Annotated in this window: 12 protein-coding genes and 1 pseudogene; 9 read left to right on the forward strand and 4 right to left on the reverse strand. The window is 62.9% G+C overall.

Annotated elements, in window-relative coordinates:
- Nucleotides 1-400: 400 nt before the first annotated feature.
- The 4 genes from ACFMO7_RS01420 (at nt 401) to ACFMO7_RS01435 (ending at nt 4,729) form a co-directional block, all read left to right on the forward strand.
- Nucleotides 401-1,168, forward strand: a complete 768-nt coding sequence (locus ACFMO7_RS01420) for an ABC transporter ATP-binding protein (protein ID WP_376793755.1) — start codon at nt 401-403, stop codon at nt 1,166-1,168.
- Complete coding sequence (locus tag ACFMO7_RS01425) at nt 1,149-2,681, forward strand: hypothetical protein (protein WP_376793756.1); 1,533 nt, start codon at nt 1,149-1,151, stop codon at nt 2,679-2,681. The genes ACFMO7_RS01420 and ACFMO7_RS01425 overlap by 20 nt, the downstream gene beginning before the upstream one ends.
- Before the next feature lie 76 nt (nt 2,682-2,757).
- The gene (locus ACFMO7_RS01430; protein WP_376793757.1) at nt 2,758-3,090 is read left to right on the forward strand and encodes a hypothetical protein; all 333 of its coding nucleotides are present in this window, start codon (nt 2,758-2,760) and stop codon (nt 3,088-3,090) included.
- Nucleotides 3,091-3,751: 661 nt separating this feature from the next.
- Nucleotides 3,752-4,729 carry an SMP-30/gluconolactonase/LRE family protein gene (locus ACFMO7_RS01435; RefSeq protein ID WP_376793758.1) on the forward strand — a complete coding sequence of 326 codons (978 nt, stop codon included), beginning with the start codon at nt 3,752-3,754 and terminating at the stop codon, nt 4,727-4,729.
- A 156-nt stretch (nt 4,730-4,885) separates the two neighbouring features.
- Here ACFMO7_RS01435 and uvrA read toward each other — a convergent pair whose 3' ends face one another.
- Entirely contained in the window at nt 4,886-8,098 is a 3,213-nt protein-coding gene (uvrA, locus tag ACFMO7_RS01440) for an excinuclease ABC subunit UvrA (RefSeq protein WP_376793759.1), read from the reverse strand.
- A 444-nt stretch (nt 8,099-8,542) separates the two neighbouring features.
- Here uvrA and ACFMO7_RS01445 point away from each other — a divergent pair, with 444 nt between their 5' ends.
- Nucleotides 8,543-9,220 carry a hypothetical protein gene (locus tag ACFMO7_RS01445; RefSeq protein WP_376793760.1) on the forward strand — a complete coding sequence of 226 codons (678 nt, stop codon included), beginning with the start codon at nt 8,543-8,545 and terminating at the stop codon, nt 9,218-9,220.
- A gap of 281 nt (nt 9,221-9,501) precedes the next feature.
- Nucleotides 9,502-10,344 carry a signal peptidase I gene (gene lepB / locus ACFMO7_RS01450; RefSeq protein ID WP_376793761.1) on the forward strand — a complete coding sequence of 281 codons (843 nt, stop codon included), beginning with the start codon at nt 9,502-9,504 and terminating at the stop codon, nt 10,342-10,344.
- 553 nt (nt 10,345-10,897) lie between these two features.
- Here lepB and ACFMO7_RS01455 read toward each other — a convergent pair.
- A pseudogene (locus tag ACFMO7_RS01455) lies at nt 10,898-11,047 on the reverse strand (zinc-ribbon domain-containing protein); the annotation flags it as partial.
- Between the two features lie 71 nt (nt 11,048-11,118).
- Nucleotides 11,119-11,604: a hypothetical protein gene (locus tag ACFMO7_RS01460; RefSeq protein WP_376793762.1), complete on the reverse strand. Its 486-nt coding sequence runs from the start codon at nt 11,602-11,604 to the stop codon at nt 11,119-11,121.
- A gap of 349 nt (nt 11,605-11,953) precedes the next feature.
- Between ACFMO7_RS01460 and ACFMO7_RS01465 the strand changes: the two genes are divergently transcribed.
- Entirely contained in the window at nt 11,954-14,413 is a 2,460-nt protein-coding gene (locus ACFMO7_RS01465) for an endonuclease MutS2 (protein WP_376793763.1), read from the forward strand.
- A 69-nt stretch (nt 14,414-14,482) separates the two neighbouring features.
- Here the strand turns inward: ACFMO7_RS01465 and ACFMO7_RS01470 are convergent, their stop codons facing one another.
- The gene (locus ACFMO7_RS01470; RefSeq protein WP_376793764.1) at nt 14,483-15,550 is read right to left on the reverse strand and encodes a DUF1611 domain-containing protein; all 1,068 of its coding nucleotides are present in this window, start codon (nt 15,548-15,550) and stop codon (nt 14,483-14,485) included.
- A 263-nt stretch (nt 15,551-15,813) separates the two neighbouring features.
- Between ACFMO7_RS01470 and ACFMO7_RS01475 the strand changes: the two genes are divergently transcribed.
- Together ACFMO7_RS01475 and ACFMO7_RS01480 are read left to right on the forward strand one after the other, a co-directional pair.
- Complete coding sequence (locus ACFMO7_RS01475) at nt 15,814-16,284, forward strand: hypothetical protein (RefSeq protein ID WP_376793765.1); 471 nt, start codon at nt 15,814-15,816, stop codon at nt 16,282-16,284.
- Between the two features lie 240 nt (nt 16,285-16,524).
- Nucleotides 16,525-17,214 (forward strand): molybdenum cofactor guanylyltransferase, encoded by a 690-nt coding sequence (locus ACFMO7_RS01480; protein WP_376793766.1) that lies wholly within the window; start codon nt 16,525-16,527, stop codon nt 17,212-17,214.
- Nucleotides 17,215-17,229 lie beyond the last annotated feature (15 nt).

Below are 17,229 nucleotides of genomic sequence, written 5' to 3' on the forward strand. Positions count from 1 at the left end.
ATAGAGATGAATATAGACACGATTGCCAGAAAACAGAGCTTGGACTGGAGTATCATCCCTGGCTCATAAATGATCCTATCTCTGGTACAATGAAGTCGACGTCAGTCGCAGATCGCTCATGAATAGCTCTGAATGCTGATTGTAAAAAACCATGTGAGAGGCGTTCCTAGTATTAGTGAATGAGCGAGTACGACAGTCAGTGTGTCCACGAGACGAGAGAGATGGAGCGCGCAGCGGCTATGGTCGGCGAGGAGCTTATCAGGCGCAGCGGAATGAGCAAGAGAGGTAATGAAGCGACGCGAGAGGGAAAAGCCGACACTCCAGGCTCGCCGATTGTGGCGCAGTGTGACGAAGTGCTTGCGCTTCCCAGGTTTCTCAGCCAGGAGGAAGACAGCAACGGATGCAGTCAACCTTGCTTGAAGTGCGCCAGCTCACCCGGCGCTTTGGTCCCCTGACGGCGGTCAATGCCGTCTCATTCAGCGTCCCCCGCGGGCAGATCGTGGGCCTGCTGGGCCCCAACGGAGCTGGAAAGACAACCTTACTCTCGATGCTCGTTGGTCTCCTGCCGCCCAACGCCGGCACGATTATTCTTGACGGCGAGCCGCTGCAGCGCATTCCGGCCCACAAAAAGCGTCTCTTCGGTTTCGTCCCCGATTCCCAGGAAGTGATCAATCATCTCACCGGTCTGGAGTATCTCCAATTCTTGCGCCGTATCTACGGCCTCTCAGAAGAGCAATGGCGCATGGCTCAGGAATATCTGACCCTGCTGCGCCTGGAAGAGAAGGCGCGGCACTTGCTCGAGACCTATTCCCATGGTCAGCGCAAGAAGCTGCAGTTCATTGCGGCGCTGGTGCATCAGCCTCGTCTCCTATTGCTCGATGAGCCGCTCTCGGGACTCGATCCCGAGATGGCCATTCTCATCAAGCGTCTGCTGCGCAAGCTGCGCGAGCGCGAGGTGGGCATTCTCGTCTCAACCCATGATCTGCTGATGGCTCAGGACCTCTGCGATATAGTGATCCTCTTGCATGAGGGCCGTGTTCTGGCCCAGGGCAAGCCACCGGCCCTGCTGGCGCAGTACGCAGTCGCGAATCTCGAGGAAGCTTTCTTGAAGGCTCTCGGTCTAGAAGGACAGGAGGAGGCGGTCGATCGTGTCCTGGCAAATTTCTAGCCTGGTCCTGCGAACCTGGCGCCATTGGCTGGGGCAACTCCTGCGCCGCACCCCAATCCTCTGGCTGCTTTTCCCGTTGGGGTTGGCCCTGTTGCTCTGTCTGGGCCTGCTGAACTACACCCTCTTTGCTCGTGTGACAAGCCTGGTGCTGGCCGGGCCGCAGCTGCAAGCTCTGGCGCCGCTCTTGCTGGTGGGGTTCTTCAGCTTCTTTGGGCTGATGGTCTTCCTGATTCTAACGCTGGTTTTGCTGATATCGCCCGAAGATACGCTGCTTCGGCGGCTATTAGCGCCCCTGCCGATCTCGTCGATGCAGATAGGTATCGGGCTGCTCCTGCCCGCTCTATTTCCCTTGCTCTTGATTCAGGGAGTATTTTGGTTGCCGGGACTGCTGGCCCTGGTCCAGGCGGGACTGATCACGCCGCTGCAGCTTGGGCTGACCTTTCTGCTTGGCCTGCTGTGCTATAACGCCCTGACGCTGGCCTTTCACCAGGTTGTGCTCTACGGGGCGGCGCGCCTCTTCGGAGTGGAGCGTCAGGGCCTGCGCATCAGCACCCTGGGTCTGAGCTGCGCCCTGGGAATAGTGCTCTTGACGGTACCCGAAATGCTGCTCGGGCCGGCCCTCCTGGCGCACCAGATCGGTTTACTGGCCCTGGCGCCATCCTACTGGATGACCCTGATCCTGGAACCGGGCCTGGGTTCCCCTCTCCTTGGCGCGGGACTGCTCACGTTGGTCACGCTCCTGGCGGGAGGACTCTACGCCTTTATGTTGGATCGCTACCAGCGTCTGACAACGGGCACACGCGGGCAATGGGTTCCCTTGCGCCGGCTGCCCTTTGGCCCCTCGCTCTTCCTGTCGGCCTGCGTCTACGAACTCAAAAGCATCTGTCGCGATCAGCATCTGATCGTTGGATGGGTGCTTCTGATTGGTCTCTGGCTGGCCGCCCTGGTCGGTATCTGGCTAACACGGGCAACGCAGCCGCTCGTCTGCCTGGCGATAGCGGTGCTGGCCCTGGGCGTCCTGCTCCTGGGACTTGTCAGTGTCAGTCAAACTTCCTGGGGACGCGATCGAGTAGCCTATCGCCTGTTGACGGTGACGCCGCTGGAACTGCGACGGCTATGGGCCGGCAAATTCTGGACATGCCTGGCGCTCACTGAGCTGAGCTGGCTGCTGGCGGCGCTCGTGCTGGTCCTGGCCGCCGGCCTGCCTGCCTTGCTGCTGCAGTGGTTGCTGCCCGCCTTGCTGCTGGCGCCGCTCTGCTTTCTGCTTGGCATCCTCTTCCCTTATTCGTCCGACGACCAGCTCAGCACGCTGGTCATAGGAGGAGTGTTGTTGCTGCTTGAGCTGCCGCTCTTCCTGGGCAGCGCCCTCCTGCAGAATGAGCTGAGCGCCTTGCCCGGTGGCCTTCCGACGCAACTGCTGTTGCAGTTGGGGCTAGGGCTTCTGCTGATCGGCCTACTCTACCGGGTAAGCCTCTGGCTGGCGGCGACCATGCTGGAGCGCGAGCGGGCCTGAGCCTGACGCTGGCTGAATGAGTCAGAGACTGAGAGACTGCTCGTACTGGCCATCCTCAGTAAGGAGTGGAATACTGATGATTGTCTTGAAACTGCTCTCCTCCGTCGTCACCGGCCTCTTCTTCGGGCTGGTCATGGGTTGCTCACTGCTGTTGCTCCTGATAGCGGGTCTCCTGGCCTATGCCATGTTTGCTGCGCCGCAGCTGCTGCACCTGGCCTTCTTCTCTCTGCCGCTGCTCGATCTGCAGACCGGTCCGGCCCTCGCCCTCACTCTGCGGCTGCCAGGTCCCCTCTACATAGCTGGCCTGCTGGGCCTGATCTGCGCCTGCCTGTTCTGGGGTCTGCGCCTGCGGAACTGGTCGCGGGCCTACTCGCCTGGGAGAAGTCAAGACCTGGCCGAGAGACAGTGAAAGCAAGAGAGGGAGGGGCTTTCCCTGGATGAGCCAGAGAGGGGCCTTTCAGGGAGGCCCCCGACCTGGCCGGCCGGACCTGGCCTGATCTCCGGTGTCCTGGTCTTCGAAGTGCTGCGCATCCCTCGCTCTATCGGAGCGAGAGAGCACCACGGGACGCGCTCAGACGGTGCCTGAGCCTGTGGCAGCGGCGCTCATCCGCGCTTGTATCCCGCGGGCGCCCAGCCCAGGCTGACGCGCAGGCTGCCCTGCTCGCGTTGCGAGTTGCGTGGGGGGTGCCTGCCTTACTGCCTGCCTCACCATCCTTCATTCACCTGTCCCCCTTGGAGCTTCTGCGACCAGGCCGCCAGGAGCGGGCCAGAAACGTCCGCCATCGCTTTACTCAGCTGCGGCTGAGTGGGTTGCCGCCAGCCAGCCCCAAAGCTCTGCTGGCGATGAGGGAGGGCGAGCCGCCGTCTGAAGACGGGGATCGTTGATTGCATCAGCATCAGGCGATAGTATACAATCTGTCACAGGCTGATATACCAGCTCCTGTTTGTCTGTTTCTGTATCTAAGGCCGGTAGCGGTGTCGAGACGACACCAATCGTCGAGGACGATCAAAGCAAGAACGCATGGTCAAAGCGGCAAGACATTCTTCAAAGAAGAAAGGGAGTAAGCAGTATGAGTGACAGCCGTCCCCCTATCAAAGAGTTCCGCCTGAACCTGAGCGACCTCAGCTACACTGGCCACGATCTGGTCCGACCCGAGTCGATCATTGCTCAGCCGGACGGCACCCTCTGGACCTCAGACGGCCGCGGCGGTGTGACTCGCATTGCGCCCGATGGCAGCCAGCAGTTTTTTGGCGGGCTGGGGGGTGAGCCAAACGGGATAGCGATGGCCCGCGACGGCTCGCTCTACATTGCCAATATCGGCAGCGGGCGCATCCAACGGCTCTATCCCGATGGTCACAGCGAAGATGTATTGACCGAGGTTGACGGCGTGACCACCACCTGCGCCAACTACGTCTTCATCGATAGCCACGATCGTCTCTGGCTGGCCTTCTCGACGCGGGAACAGCAGTGGTGGCCCGCGGCAGCGCAGCCGCGTCCGGACGGCTATATTGTCCTCCTCGACGAGAAGGGTCCCCGCATTGTCTACGATGGCATCTATTTCACCAACGAGATCCGTCTCGATGCCAGAGAGGAGTTTCTCTACGTTGCTGAGACCATGAAGAACCGCATCCTGCGCTTCCGCGTCAGGCCAGACGGCAGCCTGACCGATAAGGAGGTCTTTGGTCCCGATGGTCTCGGCGTGGGAGCCGTGGTCGATGGCTTTGCCTTTGATGCCGAAGGCAACGTCTGGGTAACAACTCCTCTGCGCAACGGCCTGGGAATCATCACCACCGACGGCGACTATCACGTCGTCTTCGAGGAGGCGAACGAGGAGATCCTGTCTACCTTTGAAGAGAAAATAGCCAACGGCACAGCGACGCCTGCCGATATGGCTGCCTGTGCGGGGCAGACCCTCCAATTGCTGACCAGCATCACTTTTGGCGGACCGGACCTACAAACCGTCTACATCGGCTCGCTGACCATGTCTCGTCTGCCCACTTTCCGCTCGCCTGTGCCTGGACTGCCGATGCGCCACTGGACGCCCTAGGCCCTGGTCGCAAGAGCCACCTGGATGCGCTGAGGCAGATCGCTGGCCGAGGCAGGCTGCCATGATCTGTGCCGGCGGCCAGCGGCCCAAGTGAGCAGCCGGGGAACAAAAGCAAAGAGAAGCTGGACCTCGGAAGGCCGGAAGAGTGCCGTTGAGCTAGACCCTGACCTCCCGGCCTTCGCGAGCGAAGAGCTGCTTCAGGAACTGACCGGTATAGGAACGCTCCTGGAGGGCCACCTCCTCGGGCGTTCCCTCGGCGATCACCTCCCCGCCGGCCTCGCCGCCCTCGGGGCCTAGATCGATAATCCAGTCCGCGCATTTGATCACATCCAGGTTATGCTCGATCACCAGCACCGTATTGCCGGCATCGACCAGGCGCTGAAGCACGTTCAGCAGGCGCTCGATATCGGCGAAGTGCAGGCCCGTTGTTGGCTCATCGAGCAAGTAGAGCGTGCGGCCCGTCGCGCGGCGCGACAGCTCCGTCGCCAGCTTGACGCGCTGAGCCTCGCCGCCCGAGAGCGTTGTCGCCGGCTGGCCCAGACGGATATAGCCCAGCCCCACATCGTAGAGCGTCTTCAGCCTGCTGTAGACCGTCGGCACATGCTCAAAGAAGTGCATAGCGTCCTCGACGGTCATATCCAGCACCTCGGCGATATTCTTCCCCTTATAGCGGATCTCCAGCGCCTCGCGATTGTAGCGCTTTCCCTTGCAGACCTCGCAAGGCACGTAGACATCGGGCAGGAAATTCATCTCGATACGCACGATACCTTCGCCCTTGCAGGCCTCGCAGCGTCCTCCTTTGACGTTGAAGGAGAAGCGCCCGGGCTGGTAACCGCGCAGGCGCGCCTCCGGCACCTGGGCGAACAGATCGCGGATGCCAGTAAAAGCGTTTGTATAAGTCGCGGGGTTCGAGCGTGGCGTTCTGCCGATCGGCGACTGATCGATATCGATCACCTTATCCAGGTACTCGATGCCCTCGATGCGCTCGTGGAGGCCCGGCTTCTCGTGGGCCCGGTTGAGAACCTGCGCCAGCTTACGGTAGAGGATGTCGATCATCAGCGAGCTTTTGCCCGAGCCTGAGACGCCGGTGATGGCCACCAGCTTGCCGAGCGGGATGCGCACCGTAATGTTCTTCAGGTTATTTTCGCGGGCGCCCACAATGGTCAGAAAGTGGCCATTGCCTGGACGGCGCTGGGAGGGGGTTGCGATACGGCGCCGGCCCGAGAGATAGGCGCCCGTCAACGACTGCGGGTGGGCGGCCACCTCCTCGAAGGTGCCCGCGGCCACCACCTGGCCGCCGTGCTCGCCCGCTCCGGGGCCGATATCGATAATGTAGTCGGCGGCGCGCATCGTGTCCTCGTCGTGTTCAATCACCAGCACCGTATTGCCCAGATCGCGCAGGCGCAGCAGCGTCTGAATCAGGCGATGGTTATCGCGCTGATGGAGACCGATGCTTGGCTCATCCAGGATATAGAGCACGCCCATCAGGCCCGAGCCGATCTGGGTCGCCAGCCGGATGCGCTGGGCCTCGCCGCCGGAGAGGCTCATCGCCGTGCGATCCAGCGTCAGGTAGTCAAGGCCGACGTCGACCAGGAACTGCAGGCGGGCGCGGATCTCCTTAAGAATCTGGCGGGCAATCAGCCGCTCGCGCTCGCTCAGGCGCACCTTGACCAGCGGCTCATCGGGAGGGATCGGGGCCAACGGATCGGGGGCCCTTGGCTCTCCGTCCTCGTTCTGGCCGCCCGTCAGCGGCTGCACACCCAGCGAGGGCGCCGGGCCGGCGTCCAGCTCCTGGAAGAAGCGCTGGGCCTGCTTGACCGAGAGGCGCGTCACCTGCACGATGTTGCGTCCACCGACCGTGACCGCCAGCGCTTCCGGCTTCAAGCGGGCCCCGCGGCACTCGGGGCAGAGCCGCGTCGACATGTAAGACTCGATCTCCTCGCGGATCAGCTCGCTCTCGGTCTGGCGATAGCGCCGCTCCAGCATGGGGATTACGCCATCGAAGGTCACCGTGTACGAGCGCGTCTGGCCATGCTGGGGCGTGTAGCGGATCGTCAGCGGCTCCGGAGTCCCGTAGAGAATCAGCTGCTGCTGCTCGGGGGGAAGCTCGCGCCAGGGGCGGTCGAGATCGATCTGAAAACGTTTGGCCAGAGCTTCCAACTTGGCCGACTCCCACTGGCTGCCGTTGACCATCTTGCTCCAGAGAGCGATCGCCCCCTCACGGATCGTCAGATCGGGATTGGTCACGATCAGCTCGGCGTCCAGCTCGCGCTGTGTTCCCAGCCCGGTGCAGGCCGGACAGGCGCCGTGTGGACTGTTGAAGCTGAAGGTGCGGGGCTCGATCTCCGGCAGGCTGATGCCGCAGTAGACGCAGGCGAAGCGCTCCGAGAACAAAACCTCCTCACCGCCGACGATCGAGACCAGAGCCACGCCGTTGCCCAGCTTGAGCGTGGTCTCCAGGGAATCGGTCAGGCGCTGACGAAAGGCAGCATCCACCTCGTCCAGCTCCGCCGGCTGAGACGAGACCTCGTGCTCAGGAGCCGTGGCCCCGGCGCTCTCCAGGGCGCGCCCATCCTGGTTGGCAGACGAGGGCGAAGGCAGGCTATAAGGCTGGCTCTCCTCGGCCACGCGGCGCAGCCCTGACCGCTCGGGTAGACTGTTGACCTGGCTAAGGGAGAGCGCGCCGGGCGCGGCTGACCGTCCCCCCTTGCGGATCACCAGGCGGTCAACCACGACTTCGATCGTGTGCTTCTTCTGCTTATCCAGCTCGATAGTATCGCCCAGATCATAGATCGTGCCATCGACACGCACGCGCACGTAGCCCGAGCGGCGCATCTCCTCGAAGATATGCCTGTACTCGCCTTTGCGCCCCTGCACCAGCGGCGCCAGGAGCATGATGCGCGTCCCCTCGGACAACTGCAAGATTGCGTCGACGATCTGCTGAACCGTCTGGCGGCTCACCTCGCGTCCGCAGCGTGGGCAGTGAGGATGGCCGACGCGAGCGTAGAGCAGGCGCAAGTAGTCATAGATCTCGGTGACGGTGCCGACCGTGGAACGCGGATTATGGGTTGCGCCTTTTTGGTCGATCGAGATCGCCGGCGAAAGCCCATCGATGTGGTCGACATCGGGCTTATCCATCTTATCGAGAAACTGGCGCGCGTAGGCCGAGAGCGACTCAACATAGCGGCGCTGGCCCTCGGCGAAGATTGTATCGAAGGCCAGGCTGCTCTTGCCGGAGCCGGACAGCCCGGTGATCACCACCAGTTTATCGCGAGGAATAGTTAGATCGATATTCTTTAGATTATGTTCTCGTGCGCCACGGATAACGATCTTATCCACTGTTGCGATCCCCAAGCTTTTCTTTATCATCAATTACGTTGTGAAGTCCGTCTCGCTGCGTCTGTAACAAATAGAGTATGGCGCGGCTAACTCATGGAAGTCCTGTCCTGGAGGAGGGGATCCTGGGCAGGGCAGGCAGGCAGACAGACAAGCAGGCGGGGACTGCGAGCCTTCTCTGACTGAGACAAACGTTCCAGATTGCTATCAGGGTACAACACAGGACCTACGGCGTCAAGTGGCAGAGAGATGATGGCAACTCGCTGCCGGCCTGGCACTGCGGTGGGGCCGAAGCTGGGACTCTGTCACTTGTGCGTCTAGCCAGAAAATCTCTTCTGCTGGCTGGCCAGGATATGCTATAATAACGCCCGTTGCGCAACCTGTCGCACAAGCCAGCTTCTTCGAGACGCGCCTTTCAGGGCGTTGAAGGCCCAGAGAAGCGGCCATAATTTCTATTATGAGGAACGGGGGAGTGCCATGTCCCGATCCACCTGCTCCGCCTGTCGACGACGACCGCTGCGCTGCTATGCCTGGCCTTTCCCTCCACATCTGCTCGGGCTTCTCTTCTTGCTTGCGCTCTCGTTGGTGGCCTGTGGCGGAGAGAGCGGCGGCACCGGCGCCTCCAGGCCGACCGCCTCTGTTGGGGCCAGTCCGACGGCCAGCCTGATCACGGCTCCTGGCGGCGTCCAGCTCAAGCTCTATCGGGGCGACGGCTTCAGCATCGGCTATCCGCCAGACTGGCGGGTCAGTCCTGCTGGCAGCAGCGTCGAGTTCAGTCACGAGGCCGACAGCGCCACCGTTTCGGTCCAGGTTGTCCCCAACCCCAACGCCATCACCTCACCTGAAGAGACCGTCACCGTCAGCCTGGACACCATCGGCAAGAGCGGACTCTATAAAAACTTCAAGAAGATCGCCCTCGAGCCTACTGCCAGCGTGGGGGGCGAGACCTGGCAACAGCAGGGGGCCACCGGCGATGTGCAGATCCTGGGGCAGCAAGTCAGCATGGAGATTATTCTCCTGGCGGCCAACCATCCGGCTCACTCGTCGCAGACCAGGCTATTCAGCATCTACATCGCCGTGCCGGTGGCGCGCTATCAGCAGCTCTCTGCGAGTGCCCTCAAGCCGATGCTGCAGTCCTTCCGCTTTCTCAGCTAAGGAGCAAGCCGGGCGGGTCCTGCCGGACTAGCCTGCTCCTCGGCCGGCCCTGGGTGGGCGCGAAGTGGCAGCCACGGGGGGAGGGGAGCGGAGCAGGGCCGTCGATAGCCCAAAAGGAGGAGGGTGAGATGGGCGACGACCGGACGGCCTGGCAGGCCGTCCCCGACCGCTGGTCCTGGCGGAAGCGCTCTCGGACTGTAGAGTTTGCCATCACAGTGCCTTATAATAGTACTGGCTGAAATACCCTGAGCACACTGGCGTGTCTGGCGCCGGGAGTTCGCATGAATCCTGAGCTTGATTTTGAGAAGCGCTGGCGTCTGGTCCGTGAAGTGATCGAGACCCTTGTCCTCACGGCGCTCATGTTCTTCATCATTCGCTTTGCCATCCAGAATTTCTACGTTGAAGGCATGAGCATGGAGCCGAATCTGCACGATAAAGAGCTGATCCTCGTCGATAAATGGTCGTACCTCTTCCATGAGCCAGCGCGTGGCGATGTGATTGTCTTTGTGGCCCCTCCCAATCCCAGTCAGGATTACGTGAAGCGCATCATTGGCCTTCCTGGCGACGTGATCACCATCCAGGGCACTACGGTCATTGTCGATGGCGTGACCTTGCACGAGACCTATGTCGATCCCCATCGACAGGGGAATCCCTACCCTTCCTTTTCCAATCGCGTTGTACCTCCCGACAGCTATTTCGTGCTGGGAGATAACCGGGCAGGCAGTTCGGACTCGCGCGACTGGGGCTTTGTCCCGCGCAAGAATATCATTGGGCGCGCGGCGCTGGTCTACTGGCCCCTGGGACAAGATAACAATGGCTTCCTGCCCGACGTCTCCTCGGTCTTTGCCCAGGTGCATCAGCGCCAGAGCGCGGCCCATCTGCCGTCGGCAGCAGTGAGTCAGGTCAGCACCTCCTCGCCGCCTAAGCCCTGGCAGCTCGATCAGTCGCTAGTCTGGCTGCTGCTTGCTCCCGCGCTGGTCAAAGGGCGCTGGCAAGGCTGGAGGCGGCGGCCTCATTGGCGCTGGGAGGAGGGCCAAGGAGGAGGTCAATGGCGTGGTTCTCCAGCGAGACGGCCAGCACCGGGTGCTGTAGCCGCTGCTGGGCGGCGGCCAGGTGTTGGTTGACGATGGTGGTGAGGTCCTCGTCGGAGAGAATCCAGCCGATGAGACCCTGAGTGTGAAGGCTGCCGACGCGCAGTTGTCCGCCGCTGGCCTGGGGTACGGCGCTGATGCGGTTGGCCTGGCCATAGAGGGTGAAGTCGAGGGTGATGGCCTCGGGCGTGACGTTGAAGCGAGCGTTCTGCATGGGGCTGGCGGGCGAATGCGCCAGAGTGAGCAGGTTGTTGAGCACAGTCTCGCTGATGCGCACCGGGCCGCCGGGAAGCTGGGCGGCGCGCGTAGAATCGATCTGTTGGACGGCGCTGTCAAGGGCCGCGTTGAGCTGCTCTTTGGCCAGCCGGTTGAGCGTGGGACGAACGAGCAAGGCCCACACCGCCAGCAGCAGGATAAGCAGGAGGAGGAGCGCGCCGCAGCAGCCGAAGAGCCAGCGCCTGCCGCGGTGTCGCGCGCGTCTCGGGGAGGTGACTGTCCCATAACTGGCCAGATGCTGTGGGGCCTGAGCTGAGGGCGGACCCCCGCCAGGGCGAGCAGACTCAGGACCGCCTGGCGAGACCAGAACGGCGCCACAGGCGGGGCAGAAGCGTGCCGCCGCTACTAAGGGGGCAGAACAATGTGGACATTGCACGGTGTTCACCTCATCGCCGTTTTCGGCGTGATGGCCCAGCGAGCCGCTTCCTCCGCTTGCCGTCACGCCCCTCGCATAGAGCATATCATATCTGGGCCAGGGCCAGAGCTGCTCGCTTTGGCCGGGTGAAAAAAAGGATGCTCATCCTGACAGAGTCAGGCCGGCTGGTCAGGCTCAGAAGGCGCGCGTCGGCTCCCCAAAAAGTCCAGGCGTAGAATCTCATCCATCGTTGCCAGCGTCCGTGCGCGCAGGGCTGGATCGGCCTCCAGCATGGCCCGCACCTCAGTGATAAGGGCCTGCTCTTGTTCTGCCGGCAGGCGGTGATAGCCGTAGAGCTGGTGCACGGCGGCGGCAGCAGCGCGGCGCAGCTTCTCCGCCTCGTCCATCGCCGGCAGCGGTTGCCGTTCGGTCACAGGGTGGTCCGTCAGGCCCGGCGGCAGTTCGCCCAGGGCCGTCAGCGGCTCCAGACCATCGGCAAAAAACTCGGCCTCCTGCCCGATCAGGTGTGCCGCGTTGGGCGTTGCCCGCTCAATGCGCACCGTCACAGTCTGGCGCTCCTCGTCCAGAGCGGTAATTGTCCCGGCCAGAAAAATCACCTCGACACTGCCCCAATAGACTGCCTCGCCCAGATGAAGAATCATGCCTGCTCTCTCCTCTTTTTTTACAGTGCTGCTGCCAGCGAGCCTCAGCCGATGGCTCTCTTCTCACTCCTACGGTAGCAACAGCAAGATAAACGCAGGGCAGAGCCGTTTTTCCAAAGAGGGAACGGGGAGGCTCTGCCAGATGGACGTCAGCCGGGCATAGTGGTGCCGTTCCCTCGTGTTTGTATTGTATGGTATCCTGAAGACACCTTCATTTTTTTTGACGCTCTGGCCCTGGATTGCGATGCAGAGAGCTGACCCTGATCTGGTGTGGCGGCGAGCGACCAGGAGCGGAGCGTCTACCAGCACTTATCGTGAGTGATCCAACGGAAAGCGTTGACTGGTATCTATGCACGAAAAAAGTATCCAGACCCTGGAATATCCCAAAATTCTGGAGCGGGTTGCCCGTGAAGCGAGCTTCTCCGCCAGCAAAGAGCTGGTGCTGGCCCTCCAGCCAGCGACCAGTCTCGAGGAGGTGCGCGAGCGGCAAGCCTACACCAGTGAGGCGGCGCGTCTGCTTGACATCCAGGCCAATGCCAGCGTGGGGCCGGCGCGAGATATCCGCCCGCTGATCACCCGAGCCGCCCGTGAGGGGGTCCTGACACCCAGCGAGCTGGTGGAGGTGCTCAGCACCCTGCGCAGCGCCAGCCAGGTGGCCCGCCTTCTCGAAAAGCTTGATCCCGACGAATTCCCGCTGCTGCGGAGCCTGGGGGAGAGCATACCCGAGCGGCCTCACCTCATCCGGCGCATCGAAGAGACCGTCAACGAGGACGGCGAGATCCTCGATAGCGCCAGTCCTCTGCTCAGACGGCTGCGCTTCGACATCCGCAGCGCCACCCAGCGCTTGCAAGAGCGGCTGCGCACCATCGTCAACGAGCTGGCGCCCGCTCTCCAGGAACCCATCATCACCATTCGCAACGAGCGCTACGTTGTGCCGGTCAAGGTCGAGAACCGCAACCTCGTGCGGGGCATCGTTCATGACCAGTCGAGCAGCGGCGCCACCCTCTTTGTTGAGCCGCTGGTCATCGTCGAGATGAACAACCATCTGCGCCAGTTGCAGATCGAGGAGCGGCAAGAGATCGAGCGCATCCTGCGTACCCTCTCGCACGAGATTGGGCGTGAAGCTGCGGCCCTGACGGAGATGGTCGAGCGACTGGCCGAATTCGACCTGCACCTGGCCAAGGCTCGCTACAGCCGCCTGTTGCGCTGCAGTGAGCCGCGTCTCAACGGCGAGGGGCGCATTGAACTCCGGGGAGCGCGCCATCCGTTGCTCAGCGGGCGGGTTGTCCCCATCGACTTCCGCATTGGGCGCGACTTCTTTATGGTGGTCATCACCGGACCGAACACCGGCGGCAAGACGGTTGCCCTCAAGACGGTGGGCCTGCTGACTCTGATGGCGCAGGCCGGACTGCACATTCCCGCCGAAGACGGCTCCGAGATTGCCGTCTTTGAAGAAGTCTTTGCCGACATCGGCGACGAGCAGAGCATCGAGCAGAACCTGAGCACCTTCTCCTCCCACCTGAGCCGCATCATCGAGATCGTTCGCCAGATCGAGGCCTGGGAAGAGGGCCGCCGGCCCGCCATTGGCGGGGAGCGTGCCCACGAGCTGGTCGCCAGCCAGACTGGCGGTGAGAGGCCGGTGCCGCCCATTCTGGTGCTGCTCGACGAAGTGGGAGCCGGCACCGATCCCAGCGAAGGCTCCGCGCTGGCGCGGGCCATTCTCAGCTTCCTGCTGGAGCGACGCATTACGACCGTGGCTACCACCCACTACACCGAGCTGAAAGCCTTTGCCCACGAACAACCAGGGGCCGTCAATGCCTCGGTGGAGTTCGATATCGAGACGCTCTCGCCGACCTATCACCTGAGCATCGGCCTGCCGGGCCGCAGCAATGCCCTGGCCATTGCCAGCCGCCTTGGCCTGGATGAGGGTATTATCGAACGAGCACGGGACTTTCTGGGCAGCGCTGGCGTCCGCATGGAGACCCTGCTAGAGGGTCTGCAGAGCGAGCGCAAGGCGATGGCCGACGAGCGCTTCCGCCTGAGCATGGAGCGGGCCGAGGCTGAACACCAGCGTCGCCAGCTTGAGGAGGAGCGGCGACGGCTCGAAAGCGAGCGCGTGCGCATCCTCAACGAGGCCCGGGCCCGCGCGCGGCGCGAGGTTGAAGAGGTTCAGGCTCAACTGGCACGCATCAAGCTGGATGTGCACCGCGTCAATTTGACGCGTGAGCGCCTCGATCAGGCGCGTCGCCAGGTGCGTCAGCTTGACGAGAAACTGGAGCTATTGCCGGAACCGGTCCAGAGCCAGCCGCGGGAGGGGCGCGAAGAGTTGAGCGAGGGACCCTTGCAGGTTGGCGACCTGGTGCGAGTGCTCAATTTTGGCCAGAATGCCGAGCTGGTGGCTTTGGCGCCCGAGCGCGGGGAGGCCGAGGTTCAGATGGGGGCCTTGCGCTTCCGCGTCCCTCTGGAGAACCTGCGGCGCTTGGGCGGACGGCAGGCGGTCGCAGGCCAGAGCCAGCGCCAGGCTCCGGCGGTGGTTCTGCCGCGGGTTGAGGATCGGCCCGAGGTCTCTATGCAGCTCGATATCCGTGGCTGGCGCGTTGAGGAGGCGCTGGAGCAGCTAGAGAACTATCTCAACGATGCCGCCCTGGCCGGTCTGGCGGCGGTGCGCATCGTCCACGGCAAAGGCACCGGCGCGCTCCGCTCGGCGGTTCGTGAGCGCCTGGCCAAGCATCCGCTGGTCAAGTCCTATCAACCGGCGCCGGCGCGCGAGGGCGGCGACGGCGTGACGCTTGTCAGCCTGGACGCTTGAGGGCGCCCTGGATGGGAGGAGCGCCCCAGGCTGGCCAGGGCGGGCTAAGAGGTCCGCGGCCCCCCAGCGTTAGCCGGCGACCTTAAAATGCTGCAGCAGGGCTGTGAGCAGCTTCTCCGGACCAAAGCGCAGCACATCCGTGGTTGGCAGGCCCGTTTCATCCTCTGTACGGCGAATGGCCTCCTCGGCCTGCTGCAGCGAGAGACCGCGCGTGATCAGAGAGATGCCCACCACTTTGCTGTTGCGCTGACGGTGCAGCCAGTTGACTACCTCTTCGTTCATCTGGATCAGGCGCGGCAGGGGAGGGAGCGGGCAGTGCGGGTAGCCCTCGATCGTGGTGGCCCCGGCCTGGTGACAGAAGATCATGGCATCGGGCAGCGAGCCATGCAGCAGGCCCAGGGTCACCGGTGAGTAGCCGGGGTGGTTGATCGACCCCTGGCCCTCCACAAAGACCCAATCGTGTTGAGCTGTCAGCTCCAGCGTCATTTCTTCGACCATGCCGGCGATAAAATCACTAATGATGCGGTCGACGGGGAGGCCGCGCCCGGCGATCATGATCCCGGTTTGCCCGGTCGCGAAGAAGGCGCTGTTCAGCCCGCGGGCGCGCGCGGCGCGGTCAAGCTCGATCGCTACGGTCATCTTGCCGGTGGCGCAGTCGGAGCCAACGGTGAGCACTGTGCGACTGCCGGGTCGATGTGGCTTGTAGGCGGCTACCACCTTCTTGTCGGGCGGACGGCGCACATCCCAGATGGTCACTCCGTGCCGCTCGGCGGCGGCCCGCAGCTCAGGATCATCGGCGATGAAATAATGCAGGCCACTGACGATCTCCAGGCCGGCCTCGATGGCGGTGAGGAGCTGGGCCCGCCAGGCCCGCGGCAGGTCGCCCCCGATGGGGGCCACGCCGATGATGAGCGTCGTGGGCTGGTAGCGCAGGGCTTCCTGAATATCGCGCACCACGGGAATGCCGTGCCCCAGGTCACCGCCCAGGGCCTGGGCGGCATCCTGACCAGCGCGCGTGCTGTCAATGACGGCTACCACCGGGTCCTGGCTGTAGCGGAGGATGCCCGTGGCCGTCTTGCCATAGTGCCACTCGAAGTGACCCTCGGCCATGATCACGATGCGTCGCGTCGGGGACATACGGGGACTCCTTGGCATTAGGATAAGATAGGGTCGCGCGGAGACCGCTTGCTCTTCATTATATCAGAGGGAAGCGCCTCCTCTCCGCTGGCCCTTTGGCCCGTTCCTTCGCACGCCGGCTTGCCTGTCTGACTGCTTGCCCAGTGTCAGGCCGCGCTGCAACCTCTAGACGCCTTAGCCCGAGCATGGTATCATGTCCTCTGATATCTGCTGATATCTGCGCAGCGCAGCGAACTCATTCGCTCGGAGCAGAAGGGAGCACGATGAATTTTAATCTGATTAGCTGGCTCTTCACCGATCCCTGGACGGCAGGGCAGAACGCTGGCCTGGGCGGCCCCGAAGCCTTCCATTTCTATGTGCCCTGGCTCGTTTTCTGCACCGCCGGACTGCTGATCTGCTTCTACTACGCAGTCGAGGGACGCAAGCGCTTCTTCAAGAACCAGGCGGTGATCAAGTACATGCTGGACCGCTATCTGAGCTGGTTCGCGGCGATCTGCCTGGTTGGCTATCCGCTGATTTTCGCCCGCGCTTATCTGGATCAGTACTTCTTTGCCTGGCGCATCTGGCGCTATCTGTGGCTGCTGTGGCTGGTCGGCTGGGCAATCTGGTGGGTGGTCTACCTGGTGCGCAAGTTTCCTGAAGAGCAGGCGAGTTTCCTGGCCTATCGGCAGCGCCAGCAGTACATTCCCAAGAGCAGCCGCCGCAAGGCCAAGGCGCGCGCGGCCTCTCGCTGAGCAAGGCTGGGCTGAGCTAGCCAGAACAGGCACTCTCTTTCCTCGGCTTGCCCGCCCATCAGTGAGCGAGCAGACAGACAGATAGGCAAACACGTAACCTGGCTCGTGAGCCAAAAGTCATCGGGCCTGCCCTCGCCCTCGCGCCGTGGATAGGCGCGGGCCAGGGGGCCTTTTTGGTTGATTGGACGGCTGTCCAGGCTCGAAGCCCTCTGAGGCAGCCTGCTCTCTGGCCATCCGCCGATGAAAAAGATTCTGCGTCCCGCTGAGCGTCAAAAAACCTTTGCGCCCACGCGTTCAGCTACCGCCTGTCTGATTCTGGCCGGCGGGCGCAGTCAGCGCATGGGCTACGATAAGGCCCTCTTGCCGCTGCCGGCTCCCGAGATGCAGGGCCGGACCTTTCTCGAACACCTGGCCTCGCTGGCGCTGGCGCAGACGCCGGAGGTGCTGGTTGTGGCCCGCGATCAGGGCACTGCCGCGGGCTATGCCGACCATCTCCCGCCGGGGGTCCGCCTGGTCATTGACCTCGTCCCCGATCAAGGTCCCCTGATGGGTCTCTATAGCGGCCTGCTTGCCGTGCAGGCCCCCCAGGCCGTGGTTCTGGCCGTCGACCTGCCGCTCGTCGAACCTCGGCTTCTGGCCTGGCTGCTCGGTCTCTCCGAGCACGATGAGCGGCTCTTTGTCCCCCTGGTTGAGGAGCGTCCGCAGGTACTGCTGGCGCGCTACCCGCGCTCCCTGCTGGCTACCATTGCCGCTTTGTTGGATCAGGGCCAGCGCAATCCGCGCAGCCTGCTGACTGTTGTGCCCGTCTGCTTTCTCGACGAAAAGGAGCTGCGGCCTCTTGATCCCGAACTGCGCTCCTTCACCAACGTCAACACCGTCCAGGACTGGCAGGCTCTGGAGGAGAGACTGAGCCAGCGTCCTGGCCGGTGAACCTTGCGCGGGCGC

The organism is Thermogemmatispora sp., from assembly GCF_042408735.1.
Taxonomy (GTDB): domain Bacteria; phylum Chloroflexota; class Ktedonobacteria; order Ktedonobacterales; family Ktedonobacteraceae; genus Thermogemmatispora.